The organism is Bradyrhizobium sp. LMG 9283 (assembly GCF_045571415.1).
In the GTDB taxonomy this organism is placed as follows: domain Bacteria; phylum Pseudomonadota; class Alphaproteobacteria; order Rhizobiales; family Xanthobacteraceae; genus Bradyrhizobium.
The window spans coordinates 4870985-4889916 of sequence record NZ_CP120691.1 but is presented as its reverse complement, the minus strand read 5'-3'; the positions used below and the strand labels follow the sequence as shown (position 1 = coordinate 4889916).

The window sequence follows — 18932 nt, the reverse complement described above, 5'->3', positions numbered from 1 at the left end:
CGAGCTGCACCGGCCGTTCGGTTAGTCGCAGGCCGAGGTTAGGTCTTTGAGGCTTCTTCTGGGGACTGTCCGCCGCACGATTCTAGCGTCGACAAGAGACCGTCCTTATGCTGCCCCGCTACAACTCCAGCATCATCTGAAGATTCTCTGAGCCTGGTTTGGAGGGCACCGGCTTGCCTCGTGCTTGGCGCAGCGCCTCACCAACCAACTGCCGCGATAATAAGGCAGACTTCGGTGCTGCAGATTGTTCGGAGCGCTGTGTACGCTGGCGCGTGCTGGCGGCGAGAGCATCCTTGTTCATCGCATCGGCCTCGGGATGAGAGGTTGAATCTCCTCGGCGGCACGCACCGCGGGTTCAACGGACTTCGTCCATCCTAGCTCGCGGGCGATTTCGAGTACCAAATTTAGATCGCCGCCGGAGGCGGCGTAGTCCTTGAGCGTTTTCATGGCCGGCTCGTCGCCGAGCTTGGTACGGTAGCGCAGCATGTCGACGACGGTGCGGGCCGGACTTGTGATCCTCGCTGGCACGCCCGCGATCTCTACAGTATCGACGCCGATGCTGCGGGCGGCTTCGCTCCAATGCACCAGTCTGACGGGATCGCGCGCCGCGCCGACCACCTTCATGGTCTTATTCCCGACGGCGTAGAAGATCGCGTCGGGATTTTCGTCCGAAAGACGGTGATACAGAGCGGCCGAACTCAAGCATACGACACCACCGGGATTGAGGAGAGTTGTCGCCGCGAAGCCGGCGCCTTCGGGCAAATCGGCATTTGGAGCCATGTAGATACCGCGGGCATAGAGGACAGCCGATCCGGCCTTTACGGCTCTGGCTAGGGTTTGCGGATGCACGCCGGCAGCGACGATGTCGGACCGCACGCGCAGTCGATTGCCGCTTAGCAGGCCAGCAAGGATTTCGGCGGGGGAATTTGAAGGCTCTTCGCGGTTCTGAGGCATGAGGCCGTGTGACTTTGGACAAGAAAATATCATGTTATCTTGCGGAAAATCACAATGAGCGGTTGGTGTTGTCACCCCGGCTCTAGGCCCTGGCCCCGGAAAGCAGCAAAAAGGCGCCCTTTGGCGGGCTTTCGTGCTTTCGGGGACCGATCGCGGGCTATCTATCCAAAAACGCGGACTTCATCACCGAGTCTAAGAGGAGGACCCATTCGTGATCGTACCCTCGCTCGCACGAACCCGATTTGTCGCCCCGGTCGCCTCCTCCGGCTCGGGGCGAAACAACCGCCGCTATCGCAGCAGCAATGAGTGCGAAATACCATGTCGCCGCGCCGTCGCGGTCACTGGGCGAGGTGCCTGTAAGCTCTCCAGGACGATCTTAACCTTCTCATCCTCAGACCAACGTCGTCGCCGACCCGTCTCAATCACTTCGAGCCGTCCGACTTGGGTGCTGACCTTATTACTGTCCAGAAGGACATTCCCAACATCGCGCGTCACCTGGCAAGGCGGCCGTCCATTGCGCACATTTCTCCAGTCGTTTAACACTTAGACCTCAATGGCAATATCCTGCGAAAATTGGCGAATAGCTTTCTGAGAGCATTCTTTCGATTCCAATTTCAAGAGAATCGGGCGGCACATCGATGAAACAATCGCCATCGCGATCGTATCGACGGCAGGACAGGATCTGAAGTTTTCCATCTATCGTTCCTCGCACAACGCGTACAGCGGCAGCTTTACGCTTCCGCGGGGTGAGTTTGCCTTTGCCGTGCCCAGTGCAAGCCGTGGTAAGCCAGCCCTCGCAGGTATAGAGGCGCCCCTCAAAGCCACAGACTTCGCACGTCCGCGCGGATTCGACATATGCCCATTCTATTGTGCGTTCGACCGCAGCCCGCACACGTGCCGACAACATGCCTTCCCAAAAGATGTTTAGAACGCCGGCTCTCTGCCTGATCAGCATTATTTTGAGCGTGTTGCCTTGGTCCGTTTTGAGAGCGTCTCTAATCTCTCTGCAGGCTTCGTGAATGATGGCCTTCCATCCCCCGCCGCACTCCGGCAAGCCGCGAGGCGGGTCAAACAATTCGGGGTACGAAGTCGCGATGTCAGCCCTCCAGTCATCACGCCCTCCGTTTTCCAGGCGCGGATCAATTACCGTACAACATATGGGCAGCCGCGCTTCATTTCCCATTTTCAATCTCAATTACCAAGTTCGGGTTGAATCTGCCGCCTTCCACTGGATTGCAAATCACGCGAGTCCGACCAAACTGATCGTCAAAGGGCGCGTGAACATGACCACATATCCAGAGGTCTGGTTGGATCCGCTCTGGCAAGTTCCGCAGGACATCGGACACATAGAATGCAGGAGCCCACCAAGGTGTCCCGCGTTTCTTGTAGGCATCGACGCAATCAGCGAGCGGAGGATGGTGTGTTACGACGACAGTCGGACCATCGTGACTAGAAGTGAGTGCGTCAGCTAGGATCGCCTTCTCACGAGCATGCTCCGCAACGGCATCGTACGGGCTCCAAGCTCCTCTTTCTGTTCTGATCGCTCCATACTCGCGCGGGCCGATCTTGATGTGGCTTGCCGCGGCACGGGCACGCGCCTCCCACTCCAGATCGTTCGCAACGTCAACCCAGCGGCCGGCTTGAGCCCAATCACTCCAGAGCGTCAGCCCGATGAAGCGCACCCGCTCGATTTCATGAACAGGATTGTCCGCGCTCAGGATGGTGACGATCTCTCCGCGCGTTTGTGCGTTCTGACGGTCTGCCTCTTGGTTCATGAGTCTGAGAACATCGGAAATGGTGGATCGGTCCCGGCCGGCGACATATAGATCGTGGTTTCCCGGGACCATGATCGCGGGCTTTCCGCGCGCAAGATCGACGACGCTCTGAACAGCGTTCTCCGGTTGTCCCTCCCAAATGTCGCCGGCACAGATCAGCAGATCGAAGGATTCGTTCAGAGGTGCTACCTGGTCGAGGCCGCGTCGTTCCAGGTGGATGTCTGAGACCGCGAGTACTTTCATTAGACCGCCAAGAGCCGGGAACAAGCTTGACGACGCCATGCACAAATGAAGGATTCGAGCACGCGTCTTCACGAATCGTTGTCAAGCATACTTGACATATGATCGCAAATTCAGCCGCGTGTCAAATTCCTCTTACCGCCGCGGGTCAATGCCGCCTCGTAATCAAAACAAGCAGTTCGACGCACAGCAAGCCAAAGAAATTGGTGAGCGTGTCAAAATAGTTATGGGAAACGAAACGGTTAGCGGCTTTGCCAAGCGACTTGGTGTGTCCCGACAATGGCTTTATGACATCCTGAATGGGCGCGTGGCTCGCGAAGCATCTGTTGCGACGATGTCAAGTATAAGCGACACTTTAGGCTATAGTCTGGAGTGGCTTGTGACGGGGAAAGGGATGCCGAATGATCTGTGGACCGAGAAGACGGCACTTATCAGTAGAGTGATGCCCGAGTTAGCGGGGCGCGGCACGATCAAACTAGTGAGGATTGACGGCGATTTTGCCCTGGTGCCGAACTCGTTCTTGCGCGGATTTGAGGCCAACATCCCGGACTTGGTAGTCATGGGCGGCGAAAAAGTCGATTTGGGTCCACTGGTTGGGCATTCCGATGAGATTCTCGTGGATCTGAAAGATCATAAACTCGTCAATGGCTGCCTCTTCCTGGTTCAGATGGAGAACCGCCTTTCGGCGTGTCGAGCGATTAAGTCCCGATCGGTATGGCATCTGAGCCCGACCGAAAGCATAAGTCCCGAAACGCTCGTTGAGGATCAGCGTGTATTGGGACGAATTCGACTCATTTGGAAGCGGGTCTGAAAACAGGCTTGGTCGACCCATCCCCCCCAAGGCCTCGCTGGCCTGGGCGGGGGTGTTCTCTCTAGGGCTTAAGTATCAAGAGCCGGCCGATGCTACAAAGGATTAGCTTGCCCAATCTTCGCCCGCCAGTTGTAATTGGTCGATTCTTCCCAACGGCACTGGCAGAAGATTGCTCTGGTGCCCCTGACTGCATCCGGGGCGCGCCCGTGCGAGCTTCTTTGACGGTCCAATCGTCAACTCACCGTAGGCGTTCACCGTGCACCACTGCGCTCCTGATGCGGACTAAGTGATGAAGGTTCTTTCGGTAAAATAGATGAAAGCGCCAATCAAAAAGACTGTGAACGAAACTCAGCGTGTCTTTAACTCCCTGTGTGAGAAAGGCGGAGGGGTTCGCGGAGGACCGGCTCGCGGCAGGGTACTGCAGCTCCTCTGCGATAGTGGAAAGTCGTTGAACGAACTCGCAACGAAGGAAATGAGCGAGCATTTGGCGACTTTCCCAGGTGCCAATCCATGGCATGTTTGTTTCGCAGTTGGGCTTTCGTGGGGACATCTCGCGAAACTTGACTTGGCCTTTACGGAGGCAGTCGTAAATCTGCTTGCCAGCTGGAATGCTGCGGATCTGCACCGTGCCCAATCCTTCCACTTGGAGCGTGGTCCTGAGCCAATAAGGCAATCTCTTACAGGCGCGCACCTCCTTTTTGGAAAGGTAACGCTTCCAGAAGGGCTGCCATCGACCTTGAAACAGCTTGAACGCGCCCAAGAGCGGTGGCTGAGCCCCGTTCTCAATCCCACAGAGCGTCCTCCGTATATTGGCGCGTGGAATGGGACAGCAATGTTCATGACCGCATTATTCGCGAACCCTGCTCTTGCTGCCACGCATGTTAGCCCGCCGCCGATGTTGCCTCCGGGCGGCCCGATCCATGCCGGTTTGACGCTGTTGCATCAAGCGGGCGTGATAAGTCGCCCGGCTGCGGGGAGTGAGCTTGATGACGCAGCTTTCGAACCGGGAGCGATTTATGAAAACAATGGATTATTCGCTGAGCTTTGCAAGCAGAGGAGCGACTGGAGTCTGATCGACGTCCACTCCGGCGTCTACCTACTGGGGACCCGTCACCCGCATTCGGATAAATGGGTGTGAACCCTAGGTACTAAGGCGCGCTTCCGCATAGCAGATGCGTTTTCTTTCTCGTTACTTTCACCCAATAAATCCATGCGGAATTCTGATCTGCCCGCCGGGCAGCGATCTTCGGGGCAGGAAATGAATGATGGCGCGATCGGGACCTCAGGCCCATCCCTTCCGGAGGTGGGCAGCTTCATTTCTGTCCGAGGGAAGACCTGGATTGTTGAAGGGACCACAAAGACTGGACCAGTCCAAACGCTCTCTCTGATCTCATGTGAGGACGATTCCCAAGGCGAGGCAATCGAACTCGCATACGCGGCAGAACTGCAGCCGAAAATTCTCGATCTGAGCGACTGGTCGCCGTTGTTGACTAGGACATTTGAGGGGCCGCAGCGCTTGGGTGCCTACCTGCGCTCCACGGAATGGCGCACCGCGACGGCAGCCGACCGCAAGCTGTTCCAGGCCCCGTTTCGTGCTGGCATTCGGCTCGATTCCTACCAGCTGCTGCCGCTTGCTAAGGCGCTCGAACTCCCGCGCGTTAATCTCTTAATCGGTGATGACGTCGGACTTGGCAAAACTGTCGAAGCCGGTCTGATCGTTCGGGAACTGCTACTGCGGCGTCGTGTCGACACCATCGTGGTTGCTGCCCCCGCGTCCATGCTGCTGCAGTGGCAGGACGAGCTTGCGCAAAAGTTCGGTCTCGATTTCACGATCGTCGACCGGGAGCATCTCTTGGAGACGCGGCGCACCCGCGGCTTCTCTGCGAACCCCTGGAGCGTCGGCTCGCGCTTCATCGTTTCGCACAGCGTTCTCTCCGACGAGACCTATACGGGAGGTCTCCGCGACATTCTGGCACCCTTTCGGCCGGGATCGATGTTCATCCTGGACGAGGCTCATCACGCCGCGCCATCGTCAGGCGCGACTTGGGCTGTGGAAAGCCAGATGACGAAGGCCGTCCGCGAAATCGCATCCCTCTTCGAACACCGTCTGTTCCTCTCAGCGACGCCGCATAACGGCCACTCCAACTCGTTCGCGACATTGCTGGAGATACTCGATCCTCAGCGCTTCACGCGCGGCATCGAGGTCGAGGCCAAGGACCTGGAGCCGGTCATGGTGCGGCGGCTCAAGGAAGACCTTCGGCTGCTCGGCCATGCCTTCCCCGAGCGTGTCGTGGACCCCATTTCGATTTCCGGGTTACCACCGGACGCCCCCGAGCTGCGGCTCGCCGTGATGCTCGACGAGTACAGCCAGTCGTCGGCAGGTGGTTCACGGGCGCGCTTCCTGTTCGCAAACCTGCAGCAGCGCCTTTTCTCCTCGATTGCGGCCTTCCACCGGACACTCACGACCCATCGGCGGAGCTTGGCCAGGAAGAGCGAGGAAATCGAGCCTGATACCGCCGAGACGACGCCGGAGCTGATTGACGACAATGATGCGATCGAGGTTGCGACCCATCACGCCAAGGGCGAATTCGGTGATTTGAAAGCGGCTATCGCACATGTCGATCGAATGCTCACCATCAGCGGCGCGGCGTGCGATCTGCCCGACGCCCGGATCGAGGCGATCCTCGATTGGATCGAGGAAGAAATGCTCGACGAGAGCCATGCGTGGCAGGATCGCCGGCTTATTCTGTTCACCGAATGGGAAGACACCCGCCGCTGGCTGGTCGAGCGCCTCAAGGAAGGTCTCCTTCAGCGCAGTCTCGGACGCGTCAACCTGGAGGGCCGGATTCTCAACTTCACGGGTCAGACCAGCCTGGACGAACGAGAGCGGATCAAGATCGCCTTTAATGCCCCGTTCGAACAGGAGCCGGTTCGAATCCTCGTCTGCACCGATGCGGCGCGCGAGGGTCTGAACCTCCAAGCCCGGTGCCATGATCTTCTCCATGTCGACCTGCCTTGGAATCCGTCGCGCCTCGAACAGCGCAATGGACGGATCGACCGCAAGCTCCAGCCAGCAAAGACGGTTACCTGCCGTTATTTCGTCTACGCGCAGCGGGAGGAGGATCGCGTTCTGGACGCGCTCGTGCGCAAGACGGAGGTGATCCGAAAGCAGCTCGGTGCCTCCGGCGAAGTGCTGCGCCAGACAATCGAGACGACGCTCGCGCGAGAGGGTATCCGTCGTGGCGATGCGGATCGGATGGCCGATAGCATCACCAACGCGAAATCCGGGCGCGTGGGCATCGCGGAACGCGAGATGGGAGACGAGGCCGACAAGCGGGTTGCCCGGCTGAAGGAGCAGGAACAGCGGCTGCAGCGAGTGCTCGATACGGCCAAGCGGCGCGTCGGTGTCGAAGGCGCCGACATCCGCCACGTCATCGAAATCGCCTTGCAGGATAGTGGGGCGGTGCTGCAGCCGGGGCGCTTCAGTGTGCCCGAAGCCGTCCTGTTAGATCCAGAAACCCCGAGCTTTGCGAAAGACCCGACCTGGGCATCGCTGTTCGACGAGCTGCGGCCCGGCCGTCCGGCAACTCCGCGAGAGCGTGCGCGTTGGCGGCGCGACACCGCGGTGCGCGGCCTCGTGTTCGAGCCGCCAGTGGTGAAGGAGGGCGAGCCGGAGCCGCAGGATGTGGTGCAACTCCATCTTGAGCATCGCCTGGTCAAGCGGCTGCTGTCGCGCTTCGTCAGCCAGGGTTTTCGCACCACTATCGGCCGCATCACAGCGATCATCTCCTCCGGCGCGCAGCCGCGCGTCGTGCTACTCGGCCGGCTCTGCCTATTCGGCCCCGGTGCGCGCCGCCTGCATGAGGAGATCATCACGGTGACCTCGGCCTGGCGCGACACAAGGCGCGACGAAGGCCCGCTGGTGCCGTTTGCCGAAGCCGGCCAGGTCACCACGATCCAGCAGCTCGACGACGCCCTGCGCCGCGGCGTATCGCCGGCCTCAGGCGTGCTCGATCGTCTGGCGCAGTGGGTCGAGCGCGATCTCGCGGACCTCCGCCCGCATGTCGAGCAGCAGGCCAGGGCGTCCGAGCAGGGCGCCGTCGCCGATCTCACCGAGAACGGGCGGCGGGAGGCCGAAGCGCTGGCCTCGCTGCTGCAACGGCAGATCGACAAAGTCCGCGAGGCCATGCGCACCAAACAGCCGCCGGAGGCGTCCGAGCAGATGGAATTGTTCGGTCCGACCGAAGAGGACATCCGCAAGCAGCACGAGCGCGAGCTGCGCCAGTTCGAAGCCGATCGCCGCTCTTGGGACAGCAAGCTGCTGCGGCTTCAGCAGGAGCTGGACAGCGAGCCCGAGAAAGTCCGCCAAGGCTACAAGGTTCAGGCGCGGAGGTTGGAGCCAGTCGGCCTTGTCTATCTCTGGCCGGCAACGAACTGAGCGCGATCATGACCTACCTTGCCCTACAGGACGAAACCTCGGAGTGGCTGAACTATCTCCAGCCCGAAGGGCTAGTCGTGGGCGCCAACGTGCTCCGCGAGACTGGCGTCACGCCGATCCGCCAGACCCCGCTCGACACCGAGGCGGCGGCGCGGGCGCTGCGTCTCGACCTCGAGACGCCGCGCGAGCAGGACCGGCTGTTCGAGTTGCACGATGCCTGGACCTTCTTTGAGCAGGTGCTCGGCTGGCCGGCGAAGTTCGTCGCCGGCAGCCCAGGTGGCCCTGGGATTGTTCGCGCGCTGAGCGTTACCGTGCCGGAGCATGAGACCCTGCTGACGCCGGATCTGGCACTCTTGTGGAACGGCGCGGCGGAGGAGGGCATCCCGGCGCAGGCGCTGGTCATGCTGCATCCCAACTTGGATGCCGACGGCCGCAACCAGTTCGTAGCAGGCGAATGGGAGGCGACACCGCACCAGCGGTTGGAGCGGCTGCTGCGCGAGAGTAATGTCGGAGTCGGCATTCTCGTAACTCGCAACAGCCTGCGGCTGATCTACGCGCCGCGCGGCGAAACCGCGGGCTGGCTGTCCTGGCCGTTGGCCGCGCTCGGCCGCGTCGAAGGCCGGCCGATGCTGGCCGGCCTCAAATTATGCCTCGGTCGCAACGCGTTCTTCACGGGAGCGCCGGAGACGCGGCTGCGCAAGCTATTGGAGGCTTCGCGCGAGGCGCAGAATGCGGTCTCCGAAAAGCTATCAGGGCAGGTGCTTGGCGCCCTCTATGAGCTGCTGCGCGGCCTGCATCGCGCCGCACCCGAGCAGATCGAGGCGATCGCGGCAAGCGATCCGCATCACCTCTACGAAGGCCTGCTCACGCTGCTGATGCGGCTGGTGTTCCTGCTGTATGCCGAGGATCGGGATCTCCTGCCATCGTCTACCGATCCGCATCTAAAGCAGCTCTGGGACAACGGCTATTCGATAAAGACGCTCTATGCGCGGTTGTTGGTCGACGAGGCGTTGAACCCCGACACGATGGATGAGCGTCGCGGCGGCTGGGGCCAGCTGCTGGCCGTGTTCCGGCTAATCCATGGGGGGCACCGTGATTGGGTCACCGGCCGCGGCGGCAAGCTATTCGATCCCAACGCATTCCCCTTCTTGGAAGGTCGTGCGAGCGGCAGCGGCATCACGGATACGAAGATCCTGCCCGTCTCGGATGGGACCATTCTGCGTATCCTCCACGGCCTCATGACCATCGAAGGCAGGGGCTTGTCGGGCGAAAGGATCCGCGAGCGGCTATCCTATCGCTCGCTCGACGTCGAATCGATCGGCTCGGTCTACGAGACCGTGATGGGTTTCACGGCCTCACCCGCGACCGAGCGCATGATCGCCTTGCGCGACGAAGACAAGCTGCCGAGCTTCATCGGCCTCGACACGGTGCTGGCACAAAAGCCAAGCGATCGACAGAAATGGTTGAAGGAGCGCAGCATCAAGCTCTCGGCCAAGCAGGCCAAGAGCGTCAAGGACGCGCGTGATATCGCCGAGCTGATCGAGGCGTTCGGATCGCTGGTGGATGAGCGCGCCTCGCCCAAGGCGGCCGCGATCGGCCCCGGCGTGCCCTATCTGCAGCCGACCGAGGAGCGCCGTCGCTCCGGATCGCACTACACGCCGCGGTCGCTCACCGAGCCGATCGTGCGCCACACGCTTGAGCCGGCCTTCGCTCGGCTCGGCCCGGCCGCCTTGCCTGAGGCGGTGCTGTCGCTGAAGGTGCTCGATCCCGCCTGCGGCTCAGGTGCCTTCCTGGTCGAATCCTGCCGCCAGATCGGGACGCGGCTGGAGCAGGCCTGGAACATGTATGGCGCGGAAAAGCCGAAGATTCCGCCGGACGAGGACGAAGCGCTGCATGCGCGGCGCCTGGTGGCGCAGAAATGCTTGTATGGCGTCGACCGTAATCCGATGGCAGTCGATCTCGCCCGTCTTTCGCTATGGCTGGCCACGCTGGCCCGTGATCATGAGTTCACTTTCCTCGACCATGCGCTGAAGGCGGGCGATAGCCTGATCGGGCTAACGCGCGCGCAGATCCAGGCCGTGCACTGGGACCCGTCCAAGCCGGGCCTGCCGTTGTTCCAGGAAACGATCGAAAAGGCCGTGAGCCGCGCGCTCGAAGGTCGTGAGGCCATTCGCAACGCGGATGATGGAGTGCGGATCACAGCGCAGGCAGCGCGCTATTCGCGGGTCGTGGAGGCGAGCCACCCTGCGAGGATTGTCGGCGATGCTGTAATTGCAGCGCACTTCTCGGCCGACAAGCCCAAGAGCCGCGAAAAAGAACGACAGGAAATCGAAAGCTGGGTCGCATCTCAACCCGTAAAATGGGATCGGCTAAGTGAAAGGGGAGCTGCCCGCTGGAAGAAAACGGGATGGCAGCCATTTCATTGGGAAATCGAATTCCCGGAAGTCTTCGCTCGCGACAACCCAGGATTCGATGCCGTCGTTGGGAATCCACCATTCTTAGGCGGCGCGCTTCTCTCTTCTGCGCAGGGAAAAGCATATCTCGGGTGGCTGGCTGCGGCATTTGCTCCATCTGATGGTAAGAGCGATCTTGTTGCCTACTTCTTCCGGCGAGCATTCGAGATGGTGCGTAACGAGGGATCGTTGGGCCTCGTCGCTACGAAGACTATTAGGCAAGGTGCAACCCGTTACACTGCCTTAGAATGTGAGCGTCATCCAGGGACCACGCACTGAGGGCTGATCTGGTCGGCTAAGAATATCTCGCGGAATGGTTTGTCGCGAGGTCACAATGTCCAAGGATAGTCGTAAGGATAGCGATAAGGATAGGCATACGTCTATCCTTGAAGACGGCGCCGACACGCTGCAGCGCATCGAGATCATCACGGGGACGGGCCGGCGTCGGCGCTGGTCGACCGACGCGAAGGCGGCGATTGTTGCGGAGAGTTTTGCGCCGGGGGCGAGCGTGTCCGCGGTGGCGCGGCGGCACGATATCAGTCCAAGCCTGTTGTTTCTCTGGCGTCGCCAGGCAACGCAGGCGCAAGTCGCGGGCGCGGGGACAGAGGCATGCTACCTGGCTTTGTGCCGGCCGCGATCATCGGCTGCGGGAGCAAATTGCCGAGTGGGGAGCAGGCGGCGATCGAGATCGAGGTCGGCGCGGTTCGGATCCGTGTCAGGGGGACAATCGACCGGCGGGCACTGTGCGAGGTGCTGGCGGCAGTCGGGGCGATTGGTCGATGATCGGGCTTCGATCTGGGTTGTCGATCTGGATTGCGACGCAGCCGGTCGATTTCCGCCGCGGCATGGACTCGTTGGCGATGCTGGTGAGCGAGGCCTTTGGAGCCGATCCGTTCGACGGCGGACTTTATGTCTTCCGCTCCAAGCGCCGAGATCGCGTGAAGATCCTGACCTGGGATGGGAGCGGCCTTGTCCTTTACTACAAAAGAATCGAGGGACAGTTCACCTGGCCGCCGATCAAGGGAGGCGTCATGCCGCTATCTCATGCTCAGCTCTCGGTGCTGCTCGATGGCTCGGACTGGAAGCGTCTGCCGATGCGAGTTGTGGATCAGCCAGCACGAGCTGGTTGATCCTTATTAGAAGTCGTTCGTCACTCATGCGGAGTTGTTGTAGAAACACTCTGCATGAGTGATTTGCCTTTCGATCCAGCATTGCTCCGTCAAACCGTGATAGTGCTATCGTCACGGCTTGCGGCGTTGTCGGCGGAATGCAGCTCGCTTTCGGCCGAGCGTGATGCGGCAATCGCCCAACGCGACGCTGCGATCCAGGAGAACGACAAGCTCCTGATGATCCTGTCCCAGTACAAGCGCACGATCTTCGGTCCCCGCTCCGAGACACTGGATCTCGGACAGCTGTCTCTCTTCACCATCACGGCACAGGCGGTTCGTGCCGCCGCCAACGACGACGTGACCGGAGGCAGGCTGCCCGACGGAGCGGAGGACCGTGGAAAGCGACCGGCGCGACGCAACCGTGGGAAGCTTCCGGAGCATTTGCCGCGCATCGATGTCGTGATCGATATGGAGAGCCAGATCTGCCCCTGCTGCGGCGAGCAGCTGCACAAGATCGGGGAGACCGTCAAGGAAGCCTTCGACGTCATTCCGATGCAGTACCGGGTCAAGCGCATTGTGCGCCCGCGGTACGGCTGCCGGGGATGCCGCCAGGGTGTCCTGCAGGCACCCGCGCCGGCCCAGGCGATCGACGGTGGGATGGTGACGGAAGCGTTGCTGGCCCACATCGCGGTGATGAAATACGGGTACCAGCTGCCGCTGTATCGCCAGGAACAGATGTTTGCCGCCCAAGGCATCACGCTCGACCGGCAAACGCTGGCCTCGTGGATGGGCCGCGCCGCCTGGTGGCTGAAGCCGCTTCACACGTTGTTGCGCGACACAGTGATGTCCTACCCGCGGCTGTTTGCCGACGAGACGCCGCTGCCGGTTCTCGATCCCGGCCGTGGCCGGACTAAAGTCTGCCAGTTCTGGGCGATCGCCACCGATGACCGTCCGTGGGGTGGCCCGGCGCCGCCGGCGGTGGTCTACATGTTTGCCGAGGATCGCAAGGCGATCCGCGCCAAGCAGCTGTTCGGGGACTACCACGGCATCCTGCAGGTCGACGGCTATGCCGCCTACAAGGGCCTGATCAAGAACGGCGGCCATCTGGTGCAGCTCGCGTTCTGCTTTGCGCATGCGCGGCGGAAGTTCTGGGACGTTCACGTCGCGACGAAGTCGCCGATTGCCGCGGAAGCGCTGCAACGGATCGCGATGTTCTACGCCATTGAGGATCGCATCCGCGGTCTGCCAGCGGCGCATCGGGCTGCGGTGCGGCAAACCGACACCAAGCCGCTGATCGAGGACTTCAAACCCTGGCTCGAAGCGCGACTGCTGGAAGTCTCGAAGAAGTCCGGTCTGGGCAAAGCCATCCGCTACACCCTCAACCATTGGGACGGCCTGACGCGCTTCATCGATGACGGACGCATCGAAATAGACAGCAATACGGTCGAGCGCAGCATCAAGCCGATAGGCCTGGGAAAGAAGAACTACTTGTTCGCCGGCAATGAAGGCGGCGGCGAGACATGGGCCATTCTCGCCTCGCTCATCAACTCGGCAAAGCTGCAAGACATCGACCCGCGGCACTATCTGACCGATGTTCTCGAGCGCATCGTCTCTGGACGCACCAAGATCAATCAGCTGAACACGCTGCTGCCGTGGAATTGGAAGGCCGAACGCGACGGTTCGGAGGCAAAGCTCGCCGCTTGATCAGTTCGACGGCAAGGCGTCAGGAACTTCCTGCGCATCGCTGGCGTCGTCGTAGATCTCTTCGCGGATCACGCGCAGCGTCACCTCGTGCAGATACACTTGCAGCGCACCATCCAGCTCGGTGAACTCCGGCAGCAGGACTCGATCGACGAAGCCTCGTGATGCACGGACCATCACCGTGTTGCGTCGCTGCCGGTGATAACGAAACGGCCGCAGCCCATATCGGCGGCAAAGCGCCAGAAAAAGATGCCGAGACCATTGGTCGGGAAGTGAGAATTGCTGTTCGATCGCTGGATCGTGGCGAGCGAGTTCCTCGACCCTAGCTCGCACCCGCTGCAGCGCGGCTTCCGCCGCAAGGCGCTCACCAGCAGTTCCGGCACCTGCGAACAAGGCCTCGATCTTCCGAAGCTTCTCGCGCAGCTGCGACTCGCTGGTCATTCTGATCTCGTTACCCGCTCCGAACCAGGGTCACCCCATCACCGCGCGCCGGCGGCGTCAATCATCCCGACCGCGCTATCCAAAGCATTCCGCGCAAGTCAAGCCCGGGCACCGGTGATACTATCGTGACGCTCACCTTAGAATGTATCCAAGGCATGGGAGGGAGAATATACCGGGCGACGCGTCGACTTAAATGGCTTGGCGAAGCTGCAGTAATTGTTGCAGTTGTGCATATAGTCAAAGGTCAAGCTCGTCGATGCATCTTGGATGACGTAGAGGTTGCGGAAATTACCTCCTTTCTGATGCCGTTCGGTCCCAACTCGCGCCCGAATGTGTTGGCTGCGAACTTCGATAAAATATTTAGTGGTGTTAACCCGAATGGTGAAGGGTTCGTTTTCAGCAGGGCGGACGCGAGCAAGCTCATCGCATCATCTGCGGCCTACTCTAAATATTTGCGGCCTTATCTCGGTAGTAATGACTTGAATGGCGATCCGCATGCCGGGCCAACTCGGCTGATCGCTGATGTGGGTAATCTGGAAGAAGAAGAGTTGCGTTTGCTACCAGAGTTGTACAACCATCTAAGAGATACTGTTTTCCCCGCTAGACAAGGCAGCAGCGAGGCTCGGCTTCGCGATCGGTGGTGGGCATTTTCGCGGCCGGCCGCAGAGCTTCAGCAGCACATCGTGAGGTACAACAGAGTTTTGGTGATGGGCCGCCATGCAACTCATCACACGCTAGCCTTCCAGCCTTCAACAATCGTGTTTTCAGACGCGGTCTCCGTCTTTCTTACGGAGGAGTTCAGCAGTTTTGCGGTTCTTCAATCTCGTGTTCACGAGGTTTGGGCGAAATTTTTGGGCTCGTCGATCAAAGATGATCCGAGGTACATCCCTGAGGATTGCTTCGAGACCTTCCCTTTTCCGCCCAACTATGAATCCGATGTCCCCCTTCAAGCGGTCGGCCGAACCTACCACGATCATCGCGCCGCGCTGATGGTCGAGACAAACAAAGGTATGACCACGACCTACAATCATTTCCACGATGTGGACGACCACCGCCCGGCCATTCAGGCCTTGCGCGATCTCCACGACGAGATGGATCGTGCTGTGCTCCGTGCCTATGGCTGGGAAGATCTCGCCGGAGAATTGCGTCCTGAGTTCCTTACCAACGAGACGGAAAGCGACCACACCTATCAAGGTCGCTATTTCTGGCGGGCGGAGGCGCGTGACCGCGTGCTCGCGCGTCTGCTTGCGTTCAACGCCGAGCGGCATACGGAGGAGGTTGCGGCAGGCCGAGCGCCAGCCGCGCGAGAACGGGCTCACGACGCGGAACAAGAGGGCGCCGGGCCGCTGTTCGATCGCGATTGAGCGGGCAGGCTGGCTAAACCGCCGATTGCCATCAGCGACCGGGATGATATGGCTTGCAGGTCCAAGCCGTTACTTGAGACTTGGGGGGACACATGACCTCAGCGGAGCCGATGCCGCCACAGGATGGGCTGACCGACCGGCTTTCCGGTCTACCGAAGCCGGCGACGCCGGTGGCGGTGCGCGAGCGTTTGCTCGACCTGCTGCGCCGCGACCTGGTCGGGCCGCATCCCGATCTCGACCCTGACCTCGCGCGCGAGGTGCTTGCCGGGGTCGCGCCCTCCACCTGGTACCTTACTGGCTTCCTCGGACCGAAGCGCGACACCGGCACGGCATGGGGCGCGACGACTGCGGATGACGAGATCGCGGCGGAAAACAAGGCCGAGGATCTGATCGACGCGCAGCGGGCCAGCGAGAGCCTGTCGGAAGTCGCGCAAGGTAAGGGCGATGCGCCGGACGAGGGCAATCCGGAGCCGCCGCCGATGCGCTCGTTCCAGCCATCGTCGATCGGGCTCACCGTGCTGCTGCCGCGTGACGCGACGGAATTACAGGCGCGGGTGAGCTGGGGTGACTACGTCACCGAGCCGCGGCTCGACGACGCAGTGTTTCTTGAAGCTGCGCGCGCGGATGCCGAGGCGCGCGGTGATCTTCCGAAGACGCCGAAATGGGACTCGCTGGATTGGCGCCGGATCCCGCGTGAGGAAACCATTCCGATCAAGATTCGGATCGGCGATGTGCCGCAGCGGATCATCGTTCAAAACAGCGCCTCGCCGATGGCGCCGGGTGGCGGCCTCGAGCTCGTCGTGTCAGCGCGGCCGATCGACACCGCCGATATCGACGGGATCAAGCGCGAGCTGCTGGCGGTCTCCGTGTTCCTAGTCAATGCCCGGCCGCTACCGATGCGCTTTCGTGATGTCGCGTTCTGCTTCCAGGCCCGACTGCAGCTCGATGTTGCTGGCGGATTCGAGCGCCGCGACGACCGCGCCTCCTATGACTCCGACGAGTTCGACGAGCGGCTGGCCGACCTGCATTATCACAACGTCTGCAGCTACGCCATCGGTCACAACACCTCCGGCGACTGGATCGTGCCTAACGGCGAACAGCGCGTGACCACCGTCTTCACCAATCCGCTGCCGATGCAGGAGGTCGAAAAGCTCGGCGCCGACATCGACATCGGCGGTGTCGAGCGCAGCATGGCCGCGCTCGCCGAGGCTGCGCAGGATGCCGGCACGCTGAAGGCGGCGCTGTCGGGTCTTCCGACGGAATACGAGGACTGGGCGAAGAAGCAGGCGGCGTTCGTGCCGGGCATCGATGGCAAACGCCGCCGCGAGGTCGCGGAGAAATGCCTCGAGGACATCGCGACCGCCGGTAAGCGCATCGAATCCGGGCTTGCGCGGCTAATTGCCGATCCGTACAGCCGCGAAGCCTTCGGCATCATGAACCGGGTTATGGAGCGCGCCAACCGACAGCGCGGTGCGGCGACCAACAAGAAGCCGCCCGAGCAGCAGAAGGCGCCGACATGGCGCTTGTTCCAGCTTGCCTTTATCTTGCTCAACCTCGACGGCTTGGTCGATCCCAGTCACTCCGACCGGCCGATCGTCGATCTCTTGTTCTTTCCAACAGGCGGCGGCAAGACCGAGGCCTATCTTGGCCTCGCGGCGCTCGCAATCGCGCGCCGGCGGCTCAACAATCCCGGCTTGCAAGGCGCTGGGTTGTCGGTGGTGATGCGCTACACGTTGCGCCTGCTGACGCTCGATCAGCTGCAGCGCGCGGCCGGTCTGGTTTGTGCCCTTGAACTGGAGCGCAAGGAGAAGAAGCGTCTTGGCGACTGGCCAATCGAGATCGGACTGTGGGTCGGCGGCGGAGCCACGCCAAATAATCTCGGCGATGCCAAGAACCGGAAGGAAGGCACCGCCATCTACTGGCTAGAGCAGTACAAGAAGAAGAAGGGCCCGGCGCCGGCGCCGCTGAAGAACTGCCCGTGGTGCGGCGGTAAGCTGGAGGACAATGCGTTCTCGCTGCATCCCACGGCGGCGAACCCGCAACGGCTCGACTTGCGCTGCTACGAGATCGACTGTCCCTTCTCAGGCAGTGATAGGCTGCCGATCGTGGTCGTCGACGAGGAGATCTACCGACGGCTTCCGGCCTTTATGATCGCAACCGTCGACAAATTCGCCAATGTGCCATGGGAGGGCCGGGCAGGCGCCTTCTTCGGCCATGTCGAGCGTAGCGACGCGAGCGGCTTCTACGGCGCCGCGGTGCCGGGCGGCACGCGGCTTCCGGCCGAGCTGCGGCCGATCGACCTCATTATCCAGGACGAGCTGCATCTTATCTCCGGGCCGCTCGGCACCGTTGCCGCGCTCTACGAGACCGCATTCGACCTTTTGGCCGCGCGCAATATCAATGGCGCATGGCGGGGACCGAAGATCGTCGCCTCGACGGCGACCGTGCGCCGCGCCGAGACGCAGATACGCAATCTGTTCGGCCGCGACCGCACTGCGATCTTTCCGCCGCCGGGAGTCAGCCGCGACGATTCGTTCTTTGCCGAAGTAGATCGCAAGACGCCATCGCGGCTCTATCTCGGTGTCGCATCACCGGGCCGCGGGCCGAAGTTGGTGTTCCTGCGCGCACTGCAGACGCTGCTGTCGGGCGCAGCCGCGCTGTCGAGCGGCGGCAAAGATGATCCGGCCGATCCCTATCTGACCGCGCTGTGCTATTTCAACGCGTTGCGCGAGCTCGGCGGTGCGCGCCGCATCGTGGATGACGAGGTGCGCGCACATCTAACCAATTACGGCCGTCTGCGCACCCGTCGCGCGCCGTCGGGTGCGCCGTTCGCCGACCGGGTGCTGCGCGAGATCCAGGAGCTCACCTCGCGTTATTCGACCGATCAGGTCTCCGAGGCGCGGGCGCGGCTCGGGCTTGCAGTGTCCGACAAGAACGCGGTCGATGTCGCGATGGCGACCAACATGATCTCAGTCGGTCTCGACATCGGCCGGCTGGGACTGATGGTGGTGCAAGGCCAGCCCAAGACCGCGGCCGAGTACATCCAGGCGACCTCGCGGGTCGGCCGCGAGGGCCACAAGCCCGGCGTCGTCGTCACGTTGCTCAACATCCACAAGCCGCGGGACCGGACCCATTACGAGCAGTTCCGCGCCTTTCACCAGAGCTTCTATCGCGCGGTCGAGGCCACCAGCGTCACGCCGTTTGCGCCGCGCGCGCTTGATCGGGCGCTGGCCGCGGCCCTGGTGGCGGCCCAGCGGCACGTTGCGCCAAGTCTCACGCCGAACAAGGCTGTCGACAAGGTGGCGGACGAGCCCACCGCCTATCAGCGTGTCCGAGCGGTGATCGAAGCCAAGATGCAGGTGGCCGGAGTGGACAATGCGGCGATCGCGCGGTGCCTCGCGCGGCTCGATGAGCTGGAGGACGCCTGGATCAAGATTGCCGACAAGCAGACCCGTAACGGCGAGGAGTTCGCCTATGCTGGCCAGCAGGCAGTTCGGCGGCTCCTGCAGGATCCGTTCGACCAGCAGCCGAACATGGACCCGGAGCGGGAGTGGTTCATCGCCGGCCGCTCGATGCGCGACACCGAACCCGTCTCGCTGCTGAAGCTCAGGAAGCCAGACGGCAGCCTTCTCGGATAATGGACTAT

The 18932-nt window shown here is 61.6% G+C and carries 15 protein-coding genes and 1 pseudogene; 10 read left to right on the top strand and 6 right to left on the bottom strand.

Translation table 11 applies throughout. The features are described 5' to 3' along the window. Positions 1-118: 118 nt before the first annotated feature. From P6U29_RS23085 to P6U29_RS23065, 5 genes are all read right to left on the bottom strand, one after another. Positions 119-301: a hypothetical protein gene (locus P6U29_RS23085; RefSeq protein WP_407112435.1), complete on the bottom strand. Its 183-nt coding sequence runs from the start codon at positions 299-301 to the stop codon at positions 119-121. Further along, positions 298-954: a hypothetical protein gene (locus P6U29_RS23080; protein WP_407112434.1), complete on the bottom strand. Its 657-nt coding sequence runs from the start codon at positions 952-954 to the stop codon at positions 298-300. The genes P6U29_RS23085 and P6U29_RS23080 overlap by 4 nt, the downstream gene beginning before the upstream one ends. A gap of 288 nt (positions 955-1242) precedes the next feature. Beyond that, positions 1243-1380 carry a transposase gene (locus P6U29_RS23075; protein WP_407119397.1) on the bottom strand — a complete coding sequence of 46 codons (138 nt, stop codon included), beginning with the start codon at positions 1378-1380 and terminating at the stop codon, positions 1243-1245. Between the two features lie 124 nt (positions 1381-1504). Beyond that, entirely contained in the window at positions 1505-2137 is a 633-nt protein-coding gene (locus tag P6U29_RS23070; RefSeq protein WP_407112433.1) for a hypothetical protein, read from the bottom strand. Then, on the bottom strand, positions 2127-2972 hold the full coding sequence (locus tag P6U29_RS23065; RefSeq protein ID WP_407112432.1) for a metallophosphoesterase: 846 nt from the start codon (positions 2970-2972) through the stop codon (positions 2127-2129). Before P6U29_RS23065 ends, P6U29_RS23070 begins: the two co-directional genes overlap by 11 nt. Before the next feature lie 91 nt (positions 2973-3063). Between P6U29_RS23065 and P6U29_RS23060 the strand changes: the two genes are divergently transcribed. From P6U29_RS23060 to tnpC, 8 genes and pseudogenes are all read left to right on the top strand, one after another. Continuing rightward, a complete protein-coding gene (locus tag P6U29_RS23060) occupies positions 3064-3780 on the top strand; it encodes a helix-turn-helix domain-containing protein (protein ID WP_407112431.1) in 717 nt (238 codons plus the stop codon). 448 nt (positions 3781-4228) lie between these two features. Then, the gene (locus P6U29_RS23055) at positions 4229-4918 is read left to right on the top strand and encodes a hypothetical protein (RefSeq protein WP_407112430.1); all 690 of its coding nucleotides are present in this window, start codon (positions 4229-4231) and stop codon (positions 4916-4918) included. A 120-nt stretch (positions 4919-5038) separates the two neighbouring features. Beyond that, on the top strand, positions 5039-8218 hold the full coding sequence (gene drmD / locus P6U29_RS23050) for a DISARM system SNF2-like helicase DrmD (RefSeq protein ID WP_407112429.1): 3180 nt from the start codon (positions 5039-5041) through the stop codon (positions 8216-8218). 8 nt (positions 8219-8226) lie between these two features. Continuing rightward, positions 8227-10950 carry an Eco57I restriction-modification methylase domain-containing protein gene (locus P6U29_RS23045; RefSeq protein ID WP_407112428.1) on the top strand — a complete coding sequence of 908 codons (2724 nt, stop codon included), beginning with the start codon at positions 8227-8229 and terminating at the stop codon, positions 10948-10950. 34 nt (positions 10951-10984) lie between these two features. Continuing rightward, positions 10985-11188, top strand: a pseudogene (locus tag P6U29_RS23040) (hypothetical protein); the annotation flags it as partial. 92 nt (positions 11189-11280) lie between these two features. Further along, entirely contained in the window at positions 11281-11454 is a 174-nt protein-coding gene (locus P6U29_RS23035) for a hypothetical protein (protein ID WP_407112427.1), read from the top strand. Beyond that, positions 11451-11801, top strand: coding sequence for an IS66 family insertion sequence element accessory protein TnpB (tnpB, locus tag P6U29_RS23030; protein ID WP_407112426.1), 351 nt, complete (start codon positions 11451-11453; stop codon positions 11799-11801). The genes P6U29_RS23035 and tnpB overlap by 4 nt, the downstream gene beginning before the upstream one ends. Positions 11802-11855: 54 nt before the next feature. After that, positions 11856-13484, top strand: a complete 1629-nt coding sequence (gene tnpC, locus P6U29_RS23025; protein WP_407112425.1) for an IS66 family transposase — start codon at positions 11856-11858, stop codon at positions 13482-13484. On the opposite strand, the gene P6U29_RS23020 is transcribed toward tnpC, so the two are convergent. Next, the gene (locus P6U29_RS23020; protein ID WP_407112424.1) at positions 13485-13922 is read right to left on the bottom strand and encodes a hypothetical protein; all 438 of its coding nucleotides are present in this window, start codon (positions 13920-13922) and stop codon (positions 13485-13487) included. It abuts the gene before it with no gap. A gap of 263 nt (positions 13923-14185) precedes the next feature. Between P6U29_RS23020 and P6U29_RS23015 the strand changes: the two genes are divergently transcribed. Both P6U29_RS23015 and drmA read left to right on the top strand, forming a co-directional pair. Beyond that, positions 14186-15286: a type IIL restriction-modification enzyme MmeI gene (locus tag P6U29_RS23015; RefSeq protein WP_407112423.1), complete on the top strand. Its 1101-nt coding sequence runs from the start codon at positions 14186-14188 to the stop codon at positions 15284-15286. Between the two features lie 92 nt (positions 15287-15378). Further along, positions 15379-18924 (top strand): DISARM system helicase DrmA, encoded by a 3546-nt coding sequence (drmA, locus tag P6U29_RS23010; protein ID WP_407112422.1) that lies wholly within the window; start codon positions 15379-15381, stop codon positions 18922-18924. The last annotated feature ends 8 nt before the right edge of the window (positions 18925-18932 follow it).